The sequence below is a fragment of the Streptomyces sp. NPDC047853 genome (genome assembly GCF_043204535.1).
Classification (GTDB): Bacteria; Actinomycetota; Actinomycetes; order Streptomycetales; family Streptomycetaceae; genus Streptomyces.
On record NZ_JBIDCI010000024.1, the window covers coordinates 62,791 to 86,982 of the forward strand.

21 protein-coding genes and 1 pseudogene are annotated in these 24,192 nt (G+C 72.3%); 4 read left to right on the forward strand and 18 right to left on the reverse strand.

Annotated elements, in window-relative coordinates:
* Nucleotides 1-434 precede the first annotated feature (434 nt).
* Both recX and recA read right to left on the reverse strand, forming a co-directional pair.
* Nucleotides 435-1,346 carry a recombination regulator RecX gene (gene recX / locus ACGF5T_RS31655; RefSeq protein WP_366768505.1) on the reverse strand — a complete coding sequence of 304 codons (912 nt, stop codon included), beginning with the start codon at nucleotides 1,344-1,346 and terminating at the stop codon, nucleotides 435-437.
* A gap of 3 nt (nucleotides 1,347-1,349) precedes the next feature.
* The gene (recA, locus tag ACGF5T_RS31660) at nucleotides 1,350-2,468 is read right to left on the reverse strand and encodes a recombinase RecA (RefSeq protein WP_356611296.1); all 1,119 of its coding nucleotides are present in this window, start codon (nucleotides 2,466-2,468) and stop codon (nucleotides 1,350-1,352) included.
* A gap of 277 nt (nucleotides 2,469-2,745) precedes the next feature.
* Between recA and ACGF5T_RS31665 the strand changes: the two genes are divergently transcribed.
* Nucleotides 2,746-2,919 carry a hypothetical protein gene (locus tag ACGF5T_RS31665; RefSeq protein WP_356611297.1) on the forward strand — a complete coding sequence of 58 codons (174 nt, stop codon included), beginning with the start codon at nucleotides 2,746-2,748 and terminating at the stop codon, nucleotides 2,917-2,919.
* Between the two features lie 33 nt (nucleotides 2,920-2,952).
* Here the strand turns inward: ACGF5T_RS31665 and ACGF5T_RS31670 are convergent, their stop codons facing one another.
* Together ACGF5T_RS31670 and ACGF5T_RS31675 are read right to left on the reverse strand one after the other, a co-directional pair.
* Nucleotides 2,953-4,242 (reverse strand): AI-2E family transporter, encoded by a 1,290-nt coding sequence (locus tag ACGF5T_RS31670; protein ID WP_361014819.1) that lies wholly within the window; start codon nucleotides 4,240-4,242, stop codon nucleotides 2,953-2,955.
* Between the two features lie 60 nt (nucleotides 4,243-4,302).
* Nucleotides 4,303-4,497 (reverse strand): DUF3046 domain-containing protein, encoded by a 195-nt coding sequence (locus ACGF5T_RS31675; RefSeq protein WP_361014821.1) that lies wholly within the window; start codon nucleotides 4,495-4,497, stop codon nucleotides 4,303-4,305.
* Nucleotides 4,498-4,577: 80 nt separating this feature from the next.
* Between ACGF5T_RS31675 and ACGF5T_RS31680 the strand changes: the two genes are divergently transcribed.
* Nucleotides 4,578-5,531, forward strand: coding sequence for a hypothetical protein (locus tag ACGF5T_RS31680; RefSeq protein WP_366768504.1), 954 nt, complete (start codon nucleotides 4,578-4,580; stop codon nucleotides 5,529-5,531).
* 6 nt (nucleotides 5,532-5,537) lie between these two features.
* Here ACGF5T_RS31680 and ACGF5T_RS31685 read toward each other — a convergent pair whose 3' ends face one another.
* From ACGF5T_RS31685 to ACGF5T_RS31695, 3 genes and pseudogenes are all read right to left on the reverse strand, one after another.
* Nucleotides 5,538-5,846, reverse strand: a complete 309-nt coding sequence (locus ACGF5T_RS31685) for an AzlD domain-containing protein (RefSeq protein WP_366768503.1) — start codon at nucleotides 5,844-5,846, stop codon at nucleotides 5,538-5,540.
* The gene (locus ACGF5T_RS31690; RefSeq protein ID WP_366768502.1) at nucleotides 5,843-6,589 is read right to left on the reverse strand and encodes an AzlC family ABC transporter permease; all 747 of its coding nucleotides are present in this window, start codon (nucleotides 6,587-6,589) and stop codon (nucleotides 5,843-5,845) included. Before ACGF5T_RS31690 ends, ACGF5T_RS31685 begins: the two co-directional genes overlap by 4 nt.
* Nucleotides 6,590-6,597: 8 nt before the next feature.
* Nucleotides 6,598-7,452, reverse strand: a pseudogene (locus ACGF5T_RS31695) (AraC family ligand binding domain-containing protein); the annotation flags it as partial.
* A 261-nt stretch (nucleotides 7,453-7,713) separates the two neighbouring features.
* On the opposite strand from ACGF5T_RS31695, the gene ACGF5T_RS31700 reads away from it, so the two are divergent.
* Together ACGF5T_RS31700 and ACGF5T_RS31705 are read left to right on the forward strand one after the other, a co-directional pair.
* Entirely contained in the window at nucleotides 7,714-12,813 is a 5,100-nt protein-coding gene (locus ACGF5T_RS31700; RefSeq protein WP_366768500.1) for an ATP-dependent helicase, read from the forward strand.
* 18 nt (nucleotides 12,814-12,831) lie between these two features.
* The gene (locus ACGF5T_RS31705; RefSeq protein WP_366768499.1) at nucleotides 12,832-13,671 is read left to right on the forward strand and encodes a DNA-formamidopyrimidine glycosylase family protein; all 840 of its coding nucleotides are present in this window, start codon (nucleotides 12,832-12,834) and stop codon (nucleotides 13,669-13,671) included.
* Nucleotides 13,672-13,766: 95 nt separating this feature from the next.
* On the opposite strand, the gene ACGF5T_RS31710 is transcribed toward ACGF5T_RS31705, so the two are convergent.
* The 11 genes from ACGF5T_RS31710 to ACGF5T_RS31760 all read right to left on the reverse strand — a co-directional run bounded on the left by ACGF5T_RS31710 (nucleotide 13,767) and on the right by ACGF5T_RS31760 (nucleotide 23,900).
* Entirely contained in the window at nucleotides 13,767-14,252 is a 486-nt protein-coding gene (locus ACGF5T_RS31710) for an SRPBCC domain-containing protein (RefSeq protein ID WP_356611313.1), read from the reverse strand.
* Nucleotides 14,252-14,632, reverse strand: coding sequence for a metalloregulator ArsR/SmtB family transcription factor (locus ACGF5T_RS31715; protein ID WP_356611315.1), 381 nt, complete (start codon nucleotides 14,630-14,632; stop codon nucleotides 14,252-14,254). The genes ACGF5T_RS31710 and ACGF5T_RS31715 overlap by 1 nt, the downstream gene beginning before the upstream one ends.
* Nucleotides 14,633-14,713: 81 nt before the next feature.
* The gene (locus ACGF5T_RS31720) at nucleotides 14,714-15,013 is read right to left on the reverse strand and encodes a hypothetical protein (protein WP_356611316.1); all 300 of its coding nucleotides are present in this window, start codon (nucleotides 15,011-15,013) and stop codon (nucleotides 14,714-14,716) included.
* Between the two features lie 7 nt (nucleotides 15,014-15,020).
* Nucleotides 15,021-15,491 carry a DNA starvation/stationary phase protection protein gene (locus tag ACGF5T_RS31725; protein ID WP_356611318.1) on the reverse strand — a complete coding sequence of 157 codons (471 nt, stop codon included), beginning with the start codon at nucleotides 15,489-15,491 and terminating at the stop codon, nucleotides 15,021-15,023.
* Nucleotides 15,492-15,727: 236 nt separating this feature from the next.
* Nucleotides 15,728-16,108, reverse strand: coding sequence for a helix-turn-helix transcriptional regulator (locus ACGF5T_RS31730; protein WP_356611320.1), 381 nt, complete (start codon nucleotides 16,106-16,108; stop codon nucleotides 15,728-15,730).
* 109 nt (nucleotides 16,109-16,217) lie between these two features.
* A complete protein-coding gene (locus tag ACGF5T_RS31735; protein WP_356611322.1) occupies nucleotides 16,218-16,763 on the reverse strand; it encodes a CinA family protein in 546 nt (181 codons plus the stop codon).
* Nucleotides 16,760-17,611 carry a CDP-diacylglycerol--glycerol-3-phosphate 3-phosphatidyltransferase gene (gene pgsA, locus ACGF5T_RS31740; protein WP_356611324.1) on the reverse strand — a complete coding sequence of 284 codons (852 nt, stop codon included), beginning with the start codon at nucleotides 17,609-17,611 and terminating at the stop codon, nucleotides 16,760-16,762. The genes ACGF5T_RS31735 and pgsA overlap by 4 nt, the downstream gene beginning before the upstream one ends.
* The gene (rimO, locus tag ACGF5T_RS31745; RefSeq protein WP_366768498.1) at nucleotides 17,608-19,089 is read right to left on the reverse strand and encodes a 30S ribosomal protein S12 methylthiotransferase RimO; all 1,482 of its coding nucleotides are present in this window, start codon (nucleotides 19,087-19,089) and stop codon (nucleotides 17,608-17,610) included. The genes pgsA and rimO overlap by 4 nt, the downstream gene beginning before the upstream one ends.
* A 91-nt stretch (nucleotides 19,090-19,180) precedes the next feature.
* Entirely contained in the window at nucleotides 19,181-20,044 is an 864-nt protein-coding gene (locus tag ACGF5T_RS31750; protein ID WP_356611327.1) for a helix-turn-helix domain-containing protein, read from the reverse strand.
* A 261-nt stretch (nucleotides 20,045-20,305) separates the two neighbouring features.
* The gene (locus ACGF5T_RS31755; protein WP_361014840.1) at nucleotides 20,306-23,056 is read right to left on the reverse strand and encodes a DNA translocase FtsK; all 2,751 of its coding nucleotides are present in this window, start codon (nucleotides 23,054-23,056) and stop codon (nucleotides 20,306-20,308) included.
* 166 nt (nucleotides 23,057-23,222) lie between these two features.
* Nucleotides 23,223-23,900 (reverse strand): response regulator, encoded by a 678-nt coding sequence (locus tag ACGF5T_RS31760; protein ID WP_366768497.1) that lies wholly within the window; start codon nucleotides 23,898-23,900, stop codon nucleotides 23,223-23,225.
* Nucleotides 23,901-24,192 lie beyond the last annotated feature (292 nt).

Sequence of the window (24,192 nt, forward strand, 5' to 3'; positions counted from 1 at the left end):
TCGCGGCCCCGATCTGCGCGTCACCCGGTCCCCACGCGACCTCGCCCTAGGCGGGTCCGGCGCCTTGCTCGGGGCCGGGTCGGCCTGTGCCGCGTCCTGATCCGGGCGCGGCCCCATGCACCGTGCCGCGTCCCGGTAGGCGCGGCCTCACGCACCGCGCCGCGTCCCGGTAGGCGCAGCCTCACGCACCATGCCGCGTCCCGGTAGGCGCAGCCTCACGCACCATGCCGCGTTCCGGTCCAAGCGCGGCCTCGTGGACCGTGCCGCGTTCCGGCGCGGACTCGACCTCGGAGTACACAGCGCAGTCCGGTCCGTCTGCCCTCTCCCCCGGGCCCGCGTCCCACGCCGCAGCGGCGTGCGCGGTCGAAGCGTGCGGCGGCCCCGTGCGCGCGCCGTCGTCCGTCAGCCGGCCGCGACCCAGCGGGCGTCGGGCATCAGAACCCCTCTTCGCCGAGGAAGTCCGTGTCCTCGCCCTCCTCCTCCAGCGCCTGGCAGACCACACGGAGGGCCATGCCTTCGGGGTAGCCCTTACGTGCCAGCATGCCCGCGAGGCGACGCAGCCTCTTGTCGCGGTCGAGGCCGCGGGTGGCGCGCAGCTTCCGGTCGACCAGGTCCCGCGCCGTCTCCTCCTCCTGTTCGGAGTCCAGCTGGGAGACCGCCGCGTCGATGAGCGTGGGTTCGACGCCCTTGGTGCGCAGTTCTCTGGCGAGCGCGCGGCGGGCCAGCCCGCGCCCGTGGTGCCGGGACTCCACCCAGGCGTCGGCGAAGGCGCCGTCGTTGATCAGCCCGACCTCCTCGAACCGGGACAGCACCTCCTCTGCGGCCTCGTCGGGGATCTCCCGTTTACGCAGGGCGTCGGCGAGTTGCTTACGTGTGCGCGGGGTCCCGGTGAGCAGGCGCAGGCAGATCGCCCGTGCCTGCTCGACCGGGTCCCGCGGAGGCTCCCCCTGCTCGGCCCTCGACGAGGAGACGTCACCTCCGTCCTCGGCGGACGACTCCGCCCGCTCGCGCCGCCGGCGCCCGCGCCCGCCGCCGGTGCCCCGCCCGCCGCGACGCGCCCCGCCGTCACCGCGGCGCGTCGCGCCGCCGTCGGGCGAACCGGCGTCGTGCGCCTCCCCCGTGTCGTACCGGCCCTCGGCGTCGTCCGTGCCCCCCGCGCCGGTCGGCGCGAAAGAGCCGGCCGGGTAATCCGCGGCGGCGGACGGGCCCGTCCCGTACGGGGCCGCAACCACCCCGTACGCGCCGTCGTCCGTCCGGGAGCCGCGACCACCCGGTCTCCTCCGCTCACGCTCCCGCGCAGCGGCATCCGGAAAGGCGTACTCGGCCCAGTCGGTTCGTCGTGTCACGGGTCAGCTCTTGGCTGCCGCGGCCTTGGCCTTGGTGACCTTGGCGGTCGCGGGCGCGGGCACCGCCGGTGCGGACTCGGCCGTCGCAGCGTCCGGGCCGGACTCGGTGGCCTTCGGCTCCTCGGGACGGACTCCGACGCCCAGCTTCTCCTTGATCTTCCTCTCGATCTCGTTGGCGAGGTCGGGGTTGTCCTTCAGGAAGTTGCGCGCGTTCTCCTTGCCCTGGCCGAGCTGGTCGCCCTCGTACGTGTACCAGGCACCGGCCTTGCGGACGAAGCCGTGCTCCACACCCATGTCGATCAGGCCGCCCTCGCGGCTGATGCCCTGGCCGTAGAGGATGTCGAACTCGGCCTGCTTGAAGGGCGGCGCGACCTTGTTCTTGACGACCTTGACGCGGGTGCGGTTGCCGACCGCGTCGGTACCGTCCTTGAGCGTCTCGATGCGTCGGATGTCGAGTCGCACCGAGGCGTAGAACTTGAGCGCCCGGCCACCGGTCGTGGTCTCCGGGGAGCCGAACATGACGCCGATCTTCTCGCGGAGCTGGTTGATGAAGATCGCGGTGGTCTTGGACTGGTTGAGCGCACTGGTGATCTTCCGGAGCGCCTGGCTCATCAGCCGGGCCTGGAGACCGACGTGGCTGTCGCCCATCTCGCCCTCGATCTCCGCACGCGGGACGAGCGCGGCGACGGAGTCGATGACGATGAGGTCGAGGGCACCGGAGCGGACCAGCATGTCCACGATCTCCAGGGCCTGCTCGCCGTTGTCCGGCTGGGACAGGATCAGGTTGTCGATGTCGACGCCGAGCTTCTGCGCGTACTCGGGGTCGAGGGCGTGCTCCGCGTCCACGAACGCCACCTGGCCGCCGGCCTTCTGCGCGTTCGCCACGGCGTGCAGGGTCAGGGTCGTCTTGCCGGAGGACTCCGGACCGTAGACCTCGATGACACGGCCGCGCGGCAGACCGCCGACGCCGAGGGCCACGTCGAGCGCGGTCGACCCGGTCGGGATGACCTCGATGGGCTCCTTGGACCGGTCGCCCATGCGCATGACCGCGCCCTTGCCGAACTGCCGTTCAATCTGTGCGAGTGCGGCATCGAGAGCCTTCTCGCGGTCGGTTCCTGCCATGGGTTCCACCCGGTTTGCTTGATTCGATCGCTTCACGTCAAAGACGCTAATGCCTGCCACTGACAATCCGCCCTGATGCGGGTCCGGCCTGTGGATAACTCGGGCACTTATCCGCCCGAACCCAGTCGAATCGCCCGTCCCGAGCCTCGCCAGAGCCTCCATGAGAATGGATGTTCGATTTTCGTGTCAAGCGCACCACGCGGCACTTCCGAGCGTACGTCCGCCCGACCGGCGACCGGTGGCCGGCGTGCGGAGGCCACGTGAGGAGGGGGACACCATGGCCTGGATCAGCACCGGCGTCGAGGCGGGGATCGACACCGGGCGGCAGGCGCGGCAGGGACTGCCAGGGCCGCGGGAGCATGAGAAACGCAGGAACCGAGGAACCCAGGGAAAGCAGGAACAGCAGGGACAGCAGGAGCAGCAGGAGCAGCAGGAGCAGCAGGGACAGTAGGAGCCGCGGGTCGACCCCGCGCATCCGGCCGGGTCAGGTGTCGGCGCGGCCCTCGGAGGAGCCGCCGTCCTCCGCCCCGTCCGTTCCGGGACTCCCGGGTTCCGGACGCCGGGCCCACAGCTTCCGCAGACGCGTCGAAGTCCCGGGCACCGAGCGGCGGACCCGGCGCCCGTGGACACGCGGGTCGTCCGTGACGTCGTAGCGCTTCACGTAGGCCCCGAGGAACGCCTGCAGCGTGGCGATCGCCGGAATGGCGATCAGCGCGCCCACCGCGCCGAGCAGGGCGGTGCCCGCGATGACGGAGCCGAAGGCGACCGCGGGGTGGATGTCCACGGTCTTGGAGGTGAGCTTGGGCTGGAGCACGTAGTTCTCGAACTGCTGGTAGATCACGACGAAGATCAGCACCCACAGCGCGTACCAGGGGTTGACCGTGAAGGCGATCAGCATCGGCAGGGCGCCCGCGAGGTAGGTGCCGATGGTGGGGATGAACTGCGACACCAGGCCCACCCACACGGCGAGCGCGGGGGCGTAGGGCACTTCCAGGATCTCCAGGAGGATGTAGTGCGCCATTCCCGAGATCAGCGCCATCAGACCGCGGGAGTACAGATAGCCGCCGGTCTTGTCGACGGCGATCTCCCACGCGCGCAGGACCTCGGCCTGCCGGGCGGGCGGCAGGATCGAGCAGAGCCCGCGCCGCAGCCGGGGGCCGTCGGCGGCGAAGTAGAACGAGAACAGCAGGACCGTCAGCAGTTGGAAGAGTCCGCCGAGGACCTGAGCCGACACGTCAAGGACGCCCGTGGCGCTGTTCTGCACGTAGTTGCGCAGCCAGTCGGAGCGGAGCAGGCCCTCCTGGATGTCGACCCGCCGCAGCTCCGTGTGGAAGTGGCCGTTGACCCAGTTGATGACGGAGTCGAGATAGTCCGGGAAGTCCTCGACCATCTTGACGATCTGGCCCGCCAGCATCGAACCGAGCAGGGTGACGAACCCCGCGGCGGCGACCACCACGGCGATGAAGACGAGGAAGGTGGCCAGCCCGCGGCGGAGTCCGCGTCCGGCCATCCAGCTCACCGCGGGTTCGATGGCGAGGGCCAGGAAGAACGCGATGAGGATGTTGATCAGCAGACCGGTGAGCTGGTGGAAGGCCCAACTGCCCAACTGGAAGACGGCGATGAGCGCGAGGGCCAGCACCATGGCCCGCGGCAGCCAGCGCGGCATGCGGGCGCCCGGCCCGGCTGTGCCGTCGGCCGGGGGCCCGGAGGGCGGCATCGTGCCGGTCGGGGATGCGTGCCGGGGCGCCTGCCCGGTCTCGTCAGTGGGTGCCACGGAGCAAGTCTCGCCCACGCCGACGGCGGCGAACGCCAGTCCGGCGCTCTTCGTGACCGGTCAGCGATGTTCCCGGGGCACGTTCATGACGGTGCAGACCACCTGCCACACGTCCTTGGCGTCCCAGCCCGCGTCCAGCGCCTCGTGCACCGTACGCCCGCCCAGCTCCGACATCACGTGGTCGTGCGCGAAGGTGTCGGCGTAGCCCGGACCGAAGTGATCCGTCATCCGCTCCCAGAAGACCGTCAACCGCATGACTCCAGTATCCCGCCCCTGAGGGTGGGCCCTGAGCCCGGACCACATGCCGGTACCGCTTTCCGCCCTACGGTCTGACCATGGCCGAAAACGGAGCTTGCCCACTCCCCCAGACTCCCCCGACCTCCGGGACGCGCTCCCCGCTCGCGCGCGCGGAGCACTTCGTCTGGCTCACCGCGCGCGTGCTGGAACAGCGCCTCTTCGCCTTCCACTTCCGCGGCGGCGCCGCCGACCCGGTGGAGACCGCGCTGGACGCCTACCGCAACGAGGACGGTGGATACGCCCACGCGCTGGAACCCGATCTGCGCGGCCCGGTCAGCCAGCCGCTGCACACCGCCCACGCCCTGCGTGTCCTGGATGCCGTGGGACGCTGCGGCGGGCAGCGCGTGGAACGGATGTGCCGTTATCTCACGTCCGTGTCCACTTCGGACGGTGCCCTGCCGGCGATCCGTCCCAGCCAGCGCGGGTATCCCACCGCGCCCTTCGTCCCGGTCGTCGACGACCCGCCCGGCGAGCTTCTCGCCACCGGTCCGGTGGTCGGTCTGCTGCACCGCAACGAGGTCTGGCACGCCTGGCTCTTCCGGGCCACGGACTTCTGCTGGCGGGCGGTCGAGTCGCTGACGACCTCGCACCCGTACGAGGTCGAGGCCGCCGTGGCCTTCCTGGACGCCGCCCCCGACCGCCCCCGCGCGCAGGCGGCGGCCGACCGGCTGGGCCGCCTGGTGCGCGAGCAGCGCCTCGCGGCGTTGGACCCGGACGACCTCGACGCCTACCCGGTCTCCCCCGGCTATGCCCCGGGCGAGCACCACTTCCCCCACGACTACGCGAGGCATCCGCACTCCCTCGCGCGCGCGTGGTTCACGGACGACGAGATGACCCGCTCCCTCGACTTCCTCGCGGCGGCGCAGGACGAGGACGGAGGCTGGCCCGTCCGCTGGCGCCGTTGGGCGCCCGCCCCCGCCCTGGAAGCCCGCCCGGGGGTGACGCTGGAGGCCCTGCGCACCCTCCGGGCGTACGGCCGTTGCCTCGACTGACCCGGCTCAGCCGCCCATGGCTCGTACGCCCGCGGTCACCGCCACGGCCGCCGCGACGACGAGCAGGAACGGTGCGCGCAGCACCAGGGCGACGGCGGCCGCGGCGACCCCCGCGGCCCGGGCGTCCAGCACGAGCGCCTGCCCGTCGGCGAAGGTCTGCTGGGCGGTGAGCGCGGCGAGGAGGGCGACGGGGAGCAGGGCGGCCAGGCGCCGCACCAGAGGCCGCTCCATGGCGCCCGCGGGCACCAGCAGGCCCAGGAGCTTGACGGCGTAGCAGCCCACCGCCGTCACCCCGATGGCGATCCAGACGTTCACCGCTCGCCCTCCCGCGTGGGGCCCTCTGCGGCGCCGTCCGCGCGGCGACCGCGCGCCCACAGCACGACCGGTGCCGCCGACGCGGCCACCAGGACGGGCACACCCGCGGGCAGCACGGGAAGCAGGCCGAGCCCCAGGAGAACGGCCAGCGCGGCGACCGCGCGCTCGGTGGTGGTGGTGAGCATCGGCGCCAGCAGGGCCAGGAAGACCGCGGGGCCGGCGGCGTCGAGCCCCCAGGCGTCGGTGTCCCCGATGGCCTCCGCCCCCAGCGCGCCGAGCAGCGTGGTCAGGTTCCACAGGAGGTACAGGGTGAGCCCGGTGACGGTGAAACCGATCCGGGCACCGCGCCGCGAGGGCTGGGCGAGGGCCACGGCCGTGGTCTCGTCGATGACCCACTGCGCGGCGAACGGCCGCACCGCGCGCGGGAGGGCCAGCAGCTGCGACAGCCGCAGTCCGTAGAAGGCGTTGCGCACGCCCAGGAAGAAGGCTCCCGCCGCGGCGGTCAGCGGGTTGCCGCCGGCCGCGAGGGCCCCTACGAGGGCGAACTGGGACGCTCCGGTGAACACCAGGAGGCTGAGCGCGCAGGTCTGCGGCAGTGTGAGTCCGCTGCCTGCCGAGGTCACCCCGAAGGCGAAGCCGGACAACCCGACGGCGACTCCCACCCCGAGGGCGTCCCGTACGACGGCGGCGTCCGGTGTGGATTCGGCGGCACGTGTGCCGGGATCGGCTGTCTGTTCTGTCACGCCCCGCACGGTAGGAGAGGCCGCCACCGCGCGTCTTGTACGTTCTTGCGCTCGCGTTGGTACGCCCCGGGAGGCACGCCCACGATCCGCGCGAAGTGCCGGTTCAGGTGCGGCTGGTCGGTGAAACCCACGGCGACGGCGGCCTCGGCCGGGCTCGTACCGGCGTCCAGCAGTCGCCGTGCCCGGCGCACACGGGCGTCCGTCAGCCAGGTGTGGGGCGGCATGCCGTAGGTGGCCCGGAAGGCGCGCAGCAGCGCGAAGGGACTGGTTTCCAGCTCTCCGGCGAGGCGCTCCAGGCTCGGCGGGTCGGCCATCCGCTCCTCCAGCGCGGCACGCGCGCGTGCCGCGCTCCTGGACCCTGCCGTCCGCACCTGCCGCCGCGGCAGCGGGCCGCCGTTCAACCGCAGCAGCCGGGTCACGGCCACCCGCAGCAGCGTGTCGGCGGCCAGCGCGTTCCCCTCGTCGGCGGCCCGCAGCACGCGGTGCACCAGCTCGACGGCGTACGGGTCGTCGAGCACCGGCCGCACGAAGCCGGGCGTCCCGCGCAGCGTGGTCGTCTCCGCCGCGATCCCGGCCACGAGTCCGGGCGCCGGGTAGACGGCACCGTAGCGCCATCCCTCCGGCCCTCCGGCCCGCCCCGTGTGCGGGGTGTCGGGGTTGACCAGGGCGAGTGATCCAGCTCCGGCGTACTGATCGCTGCCGCCGTGGTGGAAGACGTCCACTCCGTCGGCGATGGCGGCGATGACGAAGTGCTCGTGGGTGTGGCGTACGAAGGTCTTCCGTATGTACCGGGCCCGCAGCAGGTCGACGTGGGGCAGCTCCGCGTACCGCCAGTGCCGTGCCCGCTCACCCGATCCCGCCATGCCTCCATTCTCCGTCACCGGGCGCGCCCACCGGCCTCCGCCGGGCGCCCCACCCCCACCCGGGGCGTGCCGCTGCCGGGCCTGCCGTCGTGATCGGCCGGCTCGACCGGCTCGACCGGCTCAGCGGGCTCGGCGGGCTCGGGGGGGGCTCGGCGGGCTCGGGGGGGGCTCGGCGGGCTCGGGGGGGCTCAGCGGGCTCGGCGGGCTCGGCGGGCTCGGGGGATCAGGCCGATTGTCAGTGCTCGGGTGCACGATGGATCCATGGTCAGCTCCGCGCACCGAGCCCTGGACGGCTTCTCCCCCGCGACCCGCGGTTGGTTCACGGGTGCCTTCTCCGCGCCCACCGCCGCCCAGGCGGGGACGTGGAAGGCGATCTCGCAGGGCTCGGACGTCCTGGTGGTCGCCCCGACCGGCTCCGGCAAGACACTGGCCGCCTTCCTCGCCGCCCTGGACCAGCTGGCCTCGACGCCCCCACCGGCCGACCTCAAGAAGCGCTGCCGCGTCCTGTACGTCTCGCCGCTCAAGGCGTTGGCCGTCGACGTGGAGCGCAATCTCCGCAGCCCGCTGACCGGCATCCGCCAGGAATCCGTCCGGCTGGGCCTGCCCGAGCCCGAGGTCAAGGTCGGTATCCGCTCGGGTGACACCCCGGCCGCCGAGCGCCGCGCCCTGTCCACCCGCCCGCCGGACATCCTGATCACCACGCCGGAGTCCCTGTTCCTCATGCTGACGTCGGCCACGCGCGAAGCGCTGACCGGCATCGAGACGGTGATCCTGGACGAGGTGCACGCGGTCGCGGGCACCAAGCGCGGCGCCCACCTAGCGCTCACCCTGGAGCGGCTGGACGAGTTGCTGCCGAAGCCCGCCCGGCGCATCGGCCTCTCGGCGACGGTCCGGCCGGTGGACGAGGTCGCACGCTTCCTCGCCCCGCGCGGCAAGGTGGAGATCGTCCAGCCGGCCTCGGGCAAGGAGTTCGACCTCTCCGTGGTGGTCCCGGTCGAGGACCTGGCCGAGCTGGGCGGGTCCCCGGTCGCCGACGGAAACGAGGGCGCGGAGCGCCCGTCCATCTGGCCGCACGTCGAGGAGCGGATCACCGACCTCGTCCAGTCGCACCGCTCCACCATCGTCTTCGCCAATTCCCGGCGCCTCGCCGAGCGCCTCTGCAACCGGCTCAACGAGATCGCGTACGAGCGTGCGACCGGCGAGTCCCTGAACGAGCACCACTCCCCCGCCGAACTCATGGGCGGCTCGGGAGCCGCCCAGGGCGCTCCCTCGGTGATCGCCCGCGCCCACCACGGCTCGGTCTCCAAGGAGCAGCGTGCCCTGGTCGAGGAGGACCTGAAGGCGGGCCGCCTCCCGGCGGTCGTCGCCACCTCCAGTCTCGAGCTGGGCATCGACATGGGCGCAGTCGACCTCGTCATCCAGGTCGAGTCACCACCCTCAGTCGCCTCCGGCCTCCAACGCGTCGGCCGCGCGGGACACCAGGTCGGCGCCGTGTCCACGGGCGTCGTGTTCCCCAAGTACCGCGGCGACCTGGTGCAGGCCGCCGTGGTCACCGAGCGGATGCGCAGCGGTGCCATCGAGGCCCTCAGGGTCCCCGCCAACCCGCTGGACGTCCTGGCCCAGCAGCTCGTGGCGATGACCGCGCTGGACTCCTGGCAGGTCGACGACCTGCTCGCCACCGTCCGCCGCGCCGCCCCGTTCGCCTCACTGCCGGAATCCGCCTTCACCGCCGTCCTGGACATGCTCGCGGGCCGCTATCCCTCCGACGCCTTCGCCGAGCTGCGCCCGCGCGTGGTGTGGGACCGGGTCACCGGCACCGTCACGGGCCGCCCGGGCGCGCAGCGCCTCGCCGTCACCTCGGGCGGCACCATCCCCGACCGCGGACTCTTCGGGGTCTTCCTCGCCGGCGCCGACCCGAAGAAGGGCGGCGGCCGGGTCGGCGAGCTCGACGAGGAGATGGTCTACGAGTCACGCGTCGGTGACGTCTTCACCCTCGGCACCAGCTCCTGGCGCATCGAGGACATCACCCGCGACCGCGTCCTGGTCTCCCCCGCACCAGGGGTGCCGGGACGCCTGCCGTTCTGGAAGGGCGACCAGCTGGGCCGCCCGCTGGAGCTGGGCCGGGCCCTGGGCGCGTTCCTGCGCGAGGTCGGCTCCCTCACCGAGGAGGACGCCCGGCTCCGCCTGGTCACCGCGGGCCTGGACGCCTGGGCCGCGGACAACGTCCTGGCGTACCTCCACGAGCAGCGCGAGGCCTGTGGCCACATCCCCGACGACCGCACCATCGTCGTGGAGCGCTTCCGGGACGAGCTGGGCGACTGGCGGGTCGTGGTCCACTCCCCCTTCGGTGCCCAGGTCCACGCCCCCTGGGCTCTCGCTCTCGGCGCCAGGCTCACCGAGCGGTACGGGATGGACGCCCAGGTCATGCACGCCGACGACGGGATCGTGCTGCGCCTGCCGGACGCCGACCTGATGAGCCTGGACCTCCTCGACGGGGAGCCGGCGAAGCCCGGTCTCGAGTACGACGCCGAGCAGGCGCCCGTCGGCGCGGGCGACGTGGTCTTCGACAAGGGCGAGGTCGACCGGGTCGTCACCGACCAGGTCGGCGGCTCGGCCCTGTTCGCGTCCCGCTTCCGCGAGTGCGCCGCCCGCGCGCTGCTGCTGCCGCGCCGAAGCCCCGGCAAGCGGACCCCGCTGTGGCAGCAGCGCCAGCGCGCCGCGCAGTTGCTGGAGGTCGCGAGCGAGTACGGCTCGTTCCCGATCGTCCTGGAGGCGGTCCGCGAGTGCCTCCAGGACGTCTTCGACGTTCCCGGCCTGGTCGAGCTGATGGGCGACCTGGAGTCCCGCAAGGTACGCCTGGTCGAGGTCACCACGCCCGAGCCGTCCCCGTTCGCCCGCTCCCTGCTCTTCGGATACGTCGCCCAGTTCCTCTACGAGGGCGACTCGCCGCTCGCCGAGCGCCGTGCCGCCGCCCTCTCCCTGGACTCACGGCTGCTGGCCGAGCTGCTCGGCCAGGCGGAGCTGCGCGAGCTGCTCGACGCGGAGGTGCTCACCGAGCTGGAGCGCGAGCTGCAGTGGCTCACCGAGGACCGCCGGGCCAAGGACTCGGAAAGCGTCGCGGACCTGTTGCGTCTGCTCGGCCCGCTCACGGCCGCCGAACTCACCGAGCGGGGCGCCGACCCCGCCTGGGCACAGGAGCTGGCCGCCGCCCGCCGGGCGATCCCGGTGCGCATCGCCGGTGCCGACCACTGGGCGGCCATCGAGGACGCCGGCCGGCTGCGCGACGCGCTGGGCACCGCGCTGCCCGTCGGCGTACCCGAGGCCTTCACCGAGCCGGTCAAGGACCCGCTCGGCGACCTGCTCGCCCGGTACGCTCGCACCCACGGCCCCTTCACGTCGGTCACCGCGGCGGCACGCTTCGGCCTGGGCGTCGCGGTGACCGAGGGTGCCCTGCAGCGGCTCGCCGCGGCGGGCCGGGTCGTGCAGGGCGAGTTCCATCCGGCCGGGATCGGCCAGGAGTGGTGCGACGCGACGGTGCTGCGCAGGCTGCGGCGCCGCTCCCTGGCCGCGCTGCGCCACGAGCTGGAGCCGGTGCCGCCGGCCGCGCTCGGCCAGTTCCTGCCCCAGTGGCAGCACATCGGCAAGGGGCACGCCTTGCGCGGGATCGACGGCCTCGTCCGCGCCGTCGAGCAGTTGCAGGGCGCCTCCGTGCCCGCCTCCGCCCTGGAGAAGCTGGTCCTGCCCTCACGCGTGGCGAACTACAGCCCGGCGATGCTGGACGAGCTCACGGCCGCCGGCGAAGTGGTGTGGGCGGGAGCCGGCTCGCTTCCGGGCAAGGACGGCTGGGTGTCGCTCTACCTTGCGGACGCCGCTCCCCTGCTGCTGCCACCCCCGCTGCCCTTGGAGACGACCGCCCTCCACGAGTCCGTCCTCAGCAGCCTCTCGGGCGGGTACGGGCTGTTCTTCCGGCAGATCGCCGATCAGGTGCGCGCCACCACCCACCCCGAGGCCACCGATCCTCAGCTGGCCGACGCCCTCTGGGAGCTGTCCTGGTCCGGCCGGCTGACGAACGACACGCTCTCGCCCCTGCGTTCCCTGCTGGGCTCCGGGCGCACCGCCGGGTCCACGGCGCACCGGGCCAAGCGCGGCGTGCCCCGCGGGCGCTACGGCTCACTGACGGCCGCCGCCCGCACCGCGTCCCGCACCGGCCCGCCGACCGTGGCGGGGCGCTGGTCGCTGCTCCCGGACCGCGAGGCCGACGCCACGGTACGCGCGCATGCCCTGGCCCGTACCCTGCTCGACCGGCACGGCGTGGTGACCCGCGGTGCCGTCGCCGCCGAGGGGGTCGAGGGAGGTTTCTCCGCGGTGTACCGCATCCTGGCCGCCTTCGAGGAGAGCGGGCAGGCCAGGCGCGGGTATGTCGTGGAAGGACTGGGCGCGGCGCAGTTCGCCATGGAGGGCGCCGTCGACCGACTGCGCGCCGTCTCCAATGCCCGGGACCGAGGCGAGAGCCCACCCGGACGACCCGACTTCGGCGGCGGTCTGCACGACCCCGCCGCTCGGGTCGGACCGGACTGGATGGGCGGTTCGAGCGAGGCCGACGGGCGCGACGGAGCTGATGGGCGAGACGGGACCGACGGGCCCGGCGGTGCCGACGGGTCGGGTGACCCGGCCATCGGTGACTTCCCCTTCGACGACTTCCCCTTCGGCGGTGACGGCAACGACGGGGGTGCAGGCGCCCCGGGCCGATCCGGCGACGGTTTCACGTCCGCACCGCACCAGCCCTCCGCCCGGGGCGACCACGTTTCCCCTCTGGACTACGCGGAACCGGGCGCCGGCGGACCGCGCGGCGGCGGCGCGCAGGGCCGCTTCGGCGGGCCACGAGGAGGCGGCTCGCAGGGCGGCTTCGGCGGCCCGCGGGGCTCGTTCTCCACCGGCTTCCCCGGCCGCCGCGACCGCCCCTCCACCGGCACACGGGCGGTCGTCCTGGCCGCCGCCGATCCGGCGAACGCGTACGGCGCCGCCCTCACCTGGCCCGAGCCTCCGGCCGGTGCCACGCACAAGCCGGGTCGCAAGGCCGGGTCGCTGGTGGTGCTCGTCGAGGGTGAACCGGCGCTGTACATGGAGCGCGGCGGCAAGACGCTGCTGCTCTGGCCCTCCGATCCGGACGCCCCGCCCGGCGACGACCTCCGCCTGCGCGCAGCCGCGGAGGCGCTCGGCTCGGCCGCCCGCGCCGGCTCCCTCGGCACGGTGACGGTCGAACGCGTCAACGGGACGGCGGCTCTGACGTCCCCCCTCGGCCCCCTCCTGGAGGAAGCGGGCTTCATCGCCACCCCGCGCGGTCTGCGCATCAGAGCCTGAGCCTGTCACCCTTGACCCATGCCCGAAGGAGACACGGTCTGGCAGGCTGCCCGGCGGTTGCACGAGGCCCTCGCCGGCAAGGTGCTGATCCACAGCGACTTCCGCGTACCCCGGTACGCCACGGCAGACCTCACCGGTCGCACGGTCCTGGACGTCACCGCGCGCGGAAAACACCTGCTCACTCGGGTCGAGGGGGGCCTGACGGTGCACTCGCACCTGCGGATGGACGGCTCGTGGAAGGTGTTCGCGGCCGGGCAGCGCTGGAGCGGCGGCCCGGCACACCAGATCCGGGTGATCCTCGGCACCGCCGACCGCACCGCCGTCGGCTACCGCCTCCCGGTGCTGGAACTCCTGCGCACCGCCGACGAGGAGCGTGCCGTCGGTCACCTCGGCCCCGACCTGCTGGGCCCCGACTGGGACCCGGAGCAGGCCTTGGTCAACCTGCGCGCCGACCCGGCCCGTGCGCTCGGTGAGGCCCTGCTCGACCAGCGCAATCTCGCCGGCATCGGCAACGTCTACAAGTGCGAGCTCTGCTTCCTGCTCGGCGTCACGCCCTGGCTCCCCGTCGGGGACCTGCCCCCCGGTCTCGCGGTGAAGGTGCTCGTACTCGCGAAGAAGCTCCTGGAGGCCAATCGCGACCGCCCCGTCCGCCGTACGACGGGCCTGCGCGGTCAGGACCTGTTCGTGTACAGCCGCGCGCCGCGCCCCTGCCTGCGCTGCGGCACATCGATCCGCCTGGCGGACCAGGGCGACGGGGCCCGCGAACGCCCCACGTACTGGTGCCCGACCTGCCAGGCCGGTCCCGCACCGCGCCCGGGCGGCTTCGCGGGCTCCGGGCGGCGGCGCGGGGCGCGCTGACACTCCCCACCGGTGCACCCGGCCGACCGGTGCACCCGGCCGGCGGGCGCACCCGGCCGACCGGTCGACTCGGCCGACGGCCACCCGCCACCGGTTCAGCCCGAGAGCAGACCGTCCATCTGGCCGACCGCCTCCCGCAGCCCCTCCTCCATGCCCATCTTCATGAGCTGCTCCATCTGTTCCGCGGTGTCGAAGACCGACCGCATCTCCATCCGGGTGCCGCCGTCGTGCTCGGTGAGCGTCACCCGTGTAGAGGTCGTCGGCATGTCCGCGCTCGGCACCCCCTGCGCGTCGGCGAAGCCGTCGGTGAACTCCAGGGACGTCGGCGCGTCCACCGAGGTGATCCGCCACCAGCCCCGGTACTGGTCACCCTCCGGACCGGTCATGAAGTAGGTGACCTCGCCCCCGGGCGTCAGGTCGTACTCCTCCACCGTGGCCGGGTAGGTCGGCGGGCCCCACCAGCGTTCCAGCTGCCGGGGGTCGGACCACAGCTGCCACACCCGAGCGACGGGCGCGGTGAAGTCGGCGATCAGGGTGAGGGTCAGACGGTCCGGATCCTTGTCCAGGCTCGTGACAGTCATCAGTCCTGTCCTTCCGTGGGGTTGGGCACTTCGAGGCCCGCGTCCTCGTCGAGCAGACGGGACATCCGCTCCACGCGGCCACGCCAGGCGGTCTCCAGTTCGTCGAGGGCCTGCCGGGCCCGTCGCACGGCATCCGGATCGGTGCGCACGAGCTGCTCCCGTCCGCGACGCCGCTTGACCACCAGGCCGGCCCGCTCCAGCACCGCGACGTGCTTCTGCACCGCGGCGAAACTCATCGGATAGGCCTCGGCCAGGCGCGACACCGAGAGGTCGTCCCGTATGCAGCGACGGACTATGTCGCGGCGCGTCGTGTCCGCCAGGGCGTGGAACAGACGGTCCACGCCCTCATCGGCTTCCTCAAGAACACCATCTACAACCATTTGGTTGTACGTTAGTCCAGGCCGACCCCGTTGTAAAGCGCTCCCACCGAGAGCCACCCGCCCGGCCCGCCCGTCCGCCCCTCAGGACTCCCTACCGAAGCTCGACCCGTCCTGGACCGCACCCGCCCCCGACGCCGCCGACCCGTCGTTCCCCCTGACCGCACGCAGAGCCCCACGCCACCGCCCCTCACCGAGGGCCCCCGCGGCGCGACGCCGGGGCACGCAGTGCACCGGCAGCACGCTCAGCCCCCACCCGCCGACCGCGACGGCCCCCTCCAACACCCCCGCGCCGGGCTCCAGCGCCAGACGCAGCACCGCCCACCACCACAGCGCACCGAGCCCCAGCGCGGCCGCCCCGCGAGCAGCCCGCACCGGCGTCACAACCGTGTCATCCGTTCCCGGCCTGGAACATCCAGTGCTGTTTCTCCAGGTCGGCCGTGATCTGGATGAAGATGTCCTCGCTCACCGGGTCCGGATCCCCGGTCGCGGCGATCCGCTCCCGCATCCGCGAGATGACCGCGCCCAGGGCGTCCACGATCGTCTGGACCGCGGTGGTGTCGTCGACCCACCCTTCGGGGGTCACGTCGATGCCGCTGCCGACGGCCACGGTCGCCGCCCGCCCGTCCGGGGACACACCGAGCGCCGAGGCGCGCTCCGCCACGGTGTCCGAGTGCGTGCGCGCGGTGTCGACGAGCTCGTCGAGCTGGAGGTGTACGGAGCGGAACCGCGGACCGACCACGTTCCAGTGGATCTGCTTAGCCACCAGCGCCAGGTCCACCAGGTCGACCAGGCCACCCTGCAGTGCGTCGGAGACGATCTTCAGGTCGGCGTCGGACAACGGGCTCTTCACGACGTACATGCACACCTCCGTCGGTCGGCCCCCCGGCCATGTCCCTCCACGATGACCGCACGACCAGGGACCGGCAAACGGGGGCGGAACCGCCCACGGGACCTCCTGCGACCCGAGCCGCCCGCGCCCACAGGCGAAACCCCCCGCACCACGCAGCTCCCCCACCACGCAAAAACCCCGACCGCACCTCTCCGGTCTCCCGGAGAGACCCCGGCCGGGGCCTCACACGCACACGTTCTCGGCGCTCAGGCGGCGACGACGTCCACCGCCTCCGCGGGCGCCTTGATGGTCACCCGCTCCGGTGGCACACCGGCCACCGATACGGAACCCAGCATCGGGCGCACCGGCGCGGGTACGGTCTCGCTGGACGTGGCGGCAGCGGACTGCGCCAGTTCGGCGAGGGCGAGTTCGTCGCTGACTTCCCGCATGAGCTCGGACATCCGTACGTCCAGCGCGTCGCAGATGGCGGAGAGCAGCTCGGACGACGCCTCCTTCTGCCCCCGCTCCACCTCGGAGAGATAGCCGAGTGAGACTCGGGCGGACGAGGAGACTTCGCGCAGAGTACGGCCCTGGCGTTGGCGCTGCCGACGCAGCACGTCACCCAACAGGCGACGGAGCAGAATCATCGGTGGCTCCCTCCTCGGACCGTGTAACCGCATCCTTCACGCCCCACCGTACCGCCTCGCGCCGCGGCCGTGCGGGGAGCGATGTCGTGTTCACTCAGGGCTGCAAACATCAAAACCCCCCGTTCCGTTCCGTATCCTGTGCCCGCTCATTCCCGGTCTGTTCGCCCGCAAGCTCTCTCAAAAGGAGTGCGAGTACGCTCCGTACACTCTCCATACGAATTTCCGCGCGGTCGCCGTTCAACCGCAGCGCCTCCACTTTTCCGCCAGAGGCGGAACCGTTTTCTTCTCCGAAAGGCCCGTCGACGGCCACGAAAACCGTGCCGACGGACTGTCCGTCCTGCGGGTCCGGACCGGCCACGCCCGTCGTCGCGATGCCCCAGTCGGCGCCCAGCGACACGCGGACTCCCGCCGCCATCTGGGCCGCGACCTGCGGATCCACCGCTCCGCGCGCCGTGAGCACCGCCCCGTCGACACCGAGCAGGTCCCGCTTCAGCTCCGTCGCGTAGGCGGTGACCGATCCTCGGAAGGCGCGCGACGCCCCGGCGACCGAGGTGATCTCGGCCGCCACCAGCCCACCCGTGAGCGACTCGGCGACGGCTAGGGTCTCGCCCCTCACCGTCAGTAGTCGCACCACGTCGGCAGCCGTGGAACTCAAGCTTCCGTCCCCTTCAACGCCGCTCTGCGCTCGGCGATTCCCCGGCGGCGCAGCACAATGGCCTGCTTTACGTAGTCCAGCCCGGTCACCACGGTCAGAACGACCGCCGCCGCCATCACCCAGAACCGCAGGGTCGCCAAGGGCCCCGTCAGCGCCAGGACGTACATGCCGACGGCCACGCCCTGGGTGAGGGTCTTGAGCTTGCCGCCGCGACTGGCGGGGATGACGCCGTACCGGATGACCACGAAACGCAGGACCGTGATGCCGAGTTCCCGGCCCAGGATGACGGCCGTCACCCACCACGGCAGATCGTCCAGCGCGGACAGGCAGACGAGCGCCGCCCCCATGATCGCCTTGTCGGCGATGGGATCGGCGATCTTCCCGAAGTCGGTGACGAGGTTGTAGGTGCGCGCCAGATGACCGTCGAAGAGGTCGGTGATCATGGCGACGGCGAAGGCGGCCCACGCGAACGAGCGCCAGGCCGGGTCGTACCCGCCGTTGCCGAGCATCAGCGCGACGAAGGCCGGCACCAGGAGCAGCCGGAGCATCGTGAGCAGGTTGGCGACGTTCCAGACGCTGGCCTGGTTGACGGCCGCGGCCGCGATCTTGCCGCCGCGCCCGGTCGCACCGCCCTCGGTGGCACCTCGTTCCGCGGGGCGCCCGTCCGCAGCGCCCCCGTCCGAGGCGCCCTTGGACGCGGCACCCACGGCACCCACGGCGCCCCGTTCCGTAGCTCCGCCCGGAGTCGTCCGTTCCGCCGGTTCCTGTGCGGCTCCCGAGGTTCCGCGCGGGCCGGCCCTGCGCGCACCGGAGGAGCCGCCCGCCGCGGACGCCGGGACTCCGGTCATCTGCCGGCCTCCTCACTCCACTCGGGCGACCCCAGCAGCGGTTCGGCCACCAGGTCGACACCCTCCGTACCGACCACCTTCGCGTCGACCATACGACCGACAGTGAGGCCTTCGCCGCTCGTGAGCAGCACCTGGCCGTCCGTCTCGGGTGCCTGGTGCTCCGCGCGGCCGCGGACGCCGTCGCCGTCATCGGCGGCGTCCACGGACTCGACGAGCACGCGCACGGTCGCGCCGACGCGCTCCTCGGCCCGCTGCGAGACGAGTTCCTCGGCCAGGCGGGACACCCGTGCCAGCCGCTCGGCCACGACGTCCTCGTCCAGCTTGTCGCCGTAGGTCGCCGCCTCGGTGCCCTCCTCGTCGGAGTAGCCGAACACGCCGATGGCGTCCAGCCGCGCGTGGGTCAGGAACCGCTCCAGCTCGGCGAGGTCGGCGGCGGACTCACCGGGGAAGCCCACGATGAAGTTGGAGCGCACGCCCGCCTCGGGGGCCTTGCTCCGGATGGTGTCCAGGAGCTCCAGGAAGCGGTCGGTGTCGCCGAAGCGGCGCATGGCGCGCAGCACGTTCGGCGCGGAGTGCTGGAAGGAGAGGTCGAAGTAGGGCACGACCTTGGGCGTCGAGGTCAGGACGTCGATGAGTCCCGGGCGCATCTCGGCCGGCTGGAGGTAGCTGACGCGCACCCGCTCGATGCCGTCGACGTCGGCGAGGTTCGGCAGCAGGGACTCCAGCAGGCGGATGTCGCCGAGGTCCTTGCCGTAGGAGGTGTTGTTCTCGGAGACCAGCATGATCTCCTTGACGCCCTGCTCGGCCAGCCACCGCGTCTCGTTCAGCACGTCGCTCGGGCGGCGCGAGATGAAGGACCCGCGGAAGGACGGGATGGCGCAGAAGGAGCAGCGCCGGTCGCAGCCGGAGGCCAGCTTCACCGAGGCGACCGGGGAGCCGTCCAGGCGGCGACGCAGCGGCGCGCGGGGCCCGGAGGCGGGGGCGACTCCCTCGGGGAGGTCGGTGGGGCCGTGCCCCGGCAGCGCGACGGCGGCTCCGGCCTCCTGCCGCTCGGCGGGGCTGATGGGCAGCAGCTTGCGCCGGTCGCGGGGGGTGTGGGCGGCGTGGACGCCACCGCTGAGAATGGTCTGCAGGCGGTCGGAGATGTCCGCGTAGTCGTCGAAGCCCAGGACGCCGTCGGCCTCGGGCAGGGCCTCGGCCAGCTCCTTGCCGTACCGCTCGGCCATGCAGCCCACCGCCACGACGGCCTGCGTTCTGCCGTGGCCCTTGAGGTCGTTGGCCTCCAGGAGGGCGTCGACGGAGTCCTTCTTGGCGGCCTCGACGAAGCCGCACGTGTTCACGACGGCGACGTCCGCTTCCTCGGCGTCCTCGACGAGCTTCCAGCCGTCCGCCTCCAGACGGCCTGCGAGCTCCTCCGAGTCCACCTCGTTACGGGCGCAGCCAAGGGTGACGAGTGCGACGGTACGGCTTTCAGGCATGGGCTCAAGACTACTTCGTCCCGCCGACAGCCCATGTCGACGGGGTTGGCCGATCTCGGCCAACCCCGTGGTGACTCGCCCTTCGGGCCTGCTAGCCGACCTGAGGGTCGCCCTTCGTGTACGTGAGACGCTCCACGGAGCCGGGCTGGAAATCGTCCTCGATCTTCTTGCCGTTGACGTACAGCTGGATGGCGCCCGCGTCGCCGAGGACGAGGTTGATCTTCTCGTCGTCCTGGAAGGTCTCGGAGTCGCCCTCCTTGAGCAGCCCGTCGAAGACCTGCCGGCCGCTGTGGTCCTTGACGGAGATCCAGCTGCGGCCCTCGGTGGCGCTGACCTTGACGGTGACCTTGTCGCGGGGCGCGGCGGCGATGGCGCTCTCGGTCGGGTCCGGCTTCGGGTCGGCCGGTTTCTTCGGCGGGGCGCTCGCCGACGCGGACGCGCCGGCCGACGCCTGGGAGCCCTCGGCGACGCTCGCCTCGGAGCCGCCGCCGTCGCCGCCCTTGACGAAGGTGAAGCCGACGAAACCGATCACCGCGACGATCGCGGCGACCATGGCGGCCGTCCAGTTGGGTCCGCGCCGCTCGGGGCGGATGCGTTCCGCCTCGAACAGGGGTGCGGCGGGTGTCGGCGCCGGGCGTCCGCCGTGGGCGGCGTCGAACCGGGCGAGCAGCTCGGCGGGGTCGAGTCCGACGGCCTTGGCCAGGGTCCTGATGTGCCCGCGCGCGTAGACGTCGCCACCGCAGGGGGCGAAGTCGTCCGCCTCGATGGCGTGCACGATGGAGATCCGGACACGGGTGGCGGAGCTGACGTCGTCGACGGTCAGTCCGGCGGCGATCCGCGCCTGCTGCAGGACACGGCCGACGGAGGGGCGGGATTCCTCGGAAACGTCCTCGGGAACGTCTTGGGACACGTCTTCGATCGGACGCTCGTCGTCAGGGGAGTTGCCTTTGGACACGGGGGCGCCTTTCGAGCGTATGACCGCCTGCGCTGGACGTTCAGTCTAGGGGGGGTACGAACGGGTGGGGCAACCGGGCGATACGACTTTGTACGCCATCGGAATGGCCCGGCATCCCGATGGTGGACTACCTGTTCGTCGCTTCCCTCAACTTGACGTGCGCCTTGGGGAAACGGTTGCTCAATGATCCCTAACGGGTGAGTCACGATCAGCCATCGCCCTCGTGACCCTCCGTCGACGGACCCCCTCGCGTACCGCCTCCTACCCTTCAGACTCCCCCCGGATCACCGCGAGCACTCCGTCCAGCTCGTCAGGCTTCACGAGAACGTCACGGGCCTTCGAGCCCTCGCTCGGTCCGACGATGCTCCGGGACTCCATCAGGTCCATCAGCCGCCCGGCCTTGGCGAAGCCGACGCGCAGCTTGCGCTGGAGCATGGAGGTCGACCCGAACTGCGTCGAGACGACCAGCTCGGCCGCCTGGCACAGCAGGTCGAGGTCGTCGCCGATGTCCTCGTCGATCTCCTTCTTCTGCTTGGTCCCGACGGTGACGTCCTCCCGGAAGACGGGCGCCATCTGGTCCTTGCAGTGCTGGACGATGACGGCGACCTCCTCCTCGGTCACGAACGCGCCCTGCATACGGGTGGGCTTGTTCGCGCCCATCGGCAGGAAGAGGCCGTCGCCCTTGCCGATCAGCTTCTCGGCACCGGGCTGGTCGAGGATGACCCGCGAGTCCGCCAGGGAGGACGTGGCGAAGGCCAGCCGGGAGGGCACGTTGGCCTTGATCAGGCCGGTGACGACGTCCACGGAGGGCCGCTGGGTGGCGAGCACCAGGTGGATGCCCGCCGCGCGCGCGAGCTGCGTGATGCGCACGATGGCGTCCTCGACGTCCCGCGGCGCGACCATCATCAGGTCGGCCAGCTCGTCCACGATCACCAGCAGGTACGGATACGGTTGGAGTTCGCGCTCGCTGCCCTCGGGCGGCTTGACCTTGCCCTCGCGCACCGCGCGGTTGAAGTCGTCGATGTGCCGGTAGCCGTAGGCCGCCAGGTCGTCGTAGCGCAGGTCCATCTCGCGGACGACCCACTGCAGCGCCTCGGCGGCCCGCTTCGGGTTGGTGATGATCGGCGTGATCAGGTGCGGGATGCCCTCGTACGCGGTCAGCTCGACGCGCTTGGGGTCGACCAGGATCATCCGGACGTCCTCCGGGGTCGCCCGCATCATGATCGAGGTGATCAGGCAGTTGATGCAGGACGACTTTCCGGACCCGGTGGCGCCGGCGACCAGTATGTGCGGCATCTTCGCCAGCGAGTGCATGACGTAGCCGCCCTCGACGTCCTTGCCGAACGCGACCAGCATCGGGTCGTCGTCCTCAGCGGACTCCGCGAGGCGCAGCACGTCACCGAGGTTGACCATCTCCCGGTCGGTGTTGGGGATCTCGATGCCGACCGCGGACTTGCCGGGGATCGGGCTGATGATCCTGACGTCGGGGCTGGCGACGGCGTAGGCGATGTTCTTGGTGAGGGCGGTGATCCGCTCGACCTTGACGGCCGGTCCGAGTTCGACCTCGTAGCGCGTGACCGTCGGGCCGCGGGTGAAGCCGGTGACCCGGGCGTCGACCTTGAACTCGGTGAAGACGGTGGTCAGCGAGTCGACTATGGCGTCGTTGGCGGCGCTGCGCGCCTTGCCGGGGCCACCCCGGGTGAGCAGGTCGAGGGCCGGCAGCGAGTAGGTGATGTCGCCGGCGAGCTGGAGCTGCTCCGCGCGCGGCGGCAGGTCCCGCTCCTTGGGCAGCGGGGTCTTGGTCAGGTCGGGGACGCCGCCCGCCGGCTCGGGTACGGGTGGTGCGGGTGCTTCCTTCCTGAGCTTCCCGGGCTGCGGACGCGCGGCCGGGACGGGCGTCGGTGTCGGCGTGGTCGACTCCCGCTCCCCGGTGCTCACCCCCTGGGTGAGGTCGGCGACCAGCGGCGAGGGCGGCATCCCGTGCATCACGGCGCCGTCGAGAGCGGCGGCCGCCGCCGCGGCGACGTCCACGGCGTCCATCGGCCGGTTCATCTCGGGCTGCGCCACCGCGGACCGCCGGGGCCTGCCGCGGCGCTTGGTGAGCGCCTCCTGCTCGGCGGCGTCGGGATCGTACGGTTCGTCGGCGGCCGGTCCGCCGCGCCTGCGGGGCCGGGCGGGCAGCGCCTCGCGCCACTGCTCCTCGTACCGCTCGTCGTCGGCGAGGAACTCGTCGACCTCCACGTCGCGGACGAGGCCGAGCCGCACCCCCAGCTGCCGCAGCCGCTGCGGGATGGCGTTCACCGGCGTGGCCGTGACGACCAGCAGCCCGAAGACCGTGAGCAGCACCAGCAGGGGCACCGCCAGGACGTCGGTCATCGTGTACGACAGCGGGGTCGCCGCACCCCAACCGATGAGGCCGCCGGCGTCCCTTATGGCCTGCATGCCGTCGCCGCGCGCCGGTGAACCGCAGGCGATGTGCACCTGGCCGAGGACGCCGACGACGAGTGCGGAGAGGCCGATGACGATGCGGCCGTTGGCCTCGGGTTTCTCCGGGTGCCGGATGAGGCGCACGGCGACGGAGCCCAGGAGGATCGGCACGAGCAGGTCCAGCCGGCCGAAGGCGCCGGTCACGAGGATCTCGACGAGGTCGCCGACGGGGCCCTTCAGGTCGGCCCAGGTGCCGGCGGCGACGATCAGCGCGATGCCGAGCAGCAGCAGCGCGACGCCGTCCTTGCGGTGCGCCGGGTCGAGGCTCTTCGCGCCCTGTCCCACGCCGCGAAAGACGGCGCCGACGGCGTGCGCGATGCCCAGCCAGAGGGCGCGGACGAGCCGGTAGACGCCCCCGGTGGGGCTGGGTGCCGGTCGGGGCGCGGGCTTCTTCGCCGCGGCCTTCCGGACGGGTGCCTTCCTCGGGGGCGCCTTTTTCGCGGCCGCCTTCCTCGCCGGACCCTTCGCGGGAGCGACCGCCTTCTTCGCGGGCTGCTTCTTGGCTGCGGAGGGACGTGAGGCCATAGGTGTGAGGTTACCGGGGGAGACGCCGGTCGACACGTGTGCCTACCGCTTCACCCGTTCGTGTCGCCCGCACGGTACGGCGGAACTGACGCTTCCGGTACGTCCTCTGACGCGCGTTCACCGAAGAACCCGCCGGCCCGCCCCGGGCCGGCCCGGCGATCGGCCCTCAGTTGACCCCGGCCTGGCCCCCGGCCGAGCCCGGCTCCAGGGCGTCCAGTGCCCGCCGCAGTCCGGTGAGCTTGCGCTCCAGATGGGCCGCCGTCGCCACGGCCGCCGCGTCCGTCGACTCGTCGCCCAGCTGCTTGGAGAGCGCCTCGGCCTGCTCCTCGACGGCCGCGAGCCGCGCCGACAGCTCGGCGAGCAGCCCCGCCGGTTCCTTGGCCGCCTCACCCGCCGCGTCCTTGCCGCCGCCCTCCAACTGCAGGCGCAGCAGGGCCGCCTGCTCGCGCAGCTGGCAGTTCTTCATGTACAGCTCGACGAAGACCGAGACCTTCGCGCGCAGTACCCACGGGTCGAACGGCTTGGAGATGTAGTCCACCGCGCCCGCCGCGTAACCGCGGAAGGTGTGGTGCGGTCCGTGGTTGATCGCGGTGAGGAAGATGATCGGGATGTCCCGGGTCCGCTCCCGTCGCTTGATGTGGGCGGCGGTTTCGAAACCGTCCATGCCCGGCATCTGGACGTCCAGCAGGATGACCGCGAAGTCGTCCGTGAGCAGTGCTTTGAGCGCTTCTTCCCCGGACGATGCCCGCACCAGCGTCTGATCGAGCGCCGAGAGGATCGCCTCCAGCGCCAGCAGATTCTCCGGCCGGTCATCGACCAGGAGGATCTTGGCCTTCTGCACCATGGCCCGCCCTCCTCGCCCCGGCGTGGGGCCTCCCCTGTCCGCAGGACTTGGGGCAGCACCGGCGGGCGCCGCCCCAGGGGACGGCTCCCTTGCGCCGTCCGTCCTTGTGCCGGTCATCGTAGCCGCACCCCGCCTGTCGACACACCCTGTCACCGCGATGTCACTGTGCACGTAGCAGAAACGCAGTGGGAGACCAGAAGGTTCCCCGAATCCCGTCCTTCTACACGACTTCGGGCACACTGAGTCAGCAACTCCGGGCGCGGTCCGAAGGTTCCCGGCACTCGCGCACACC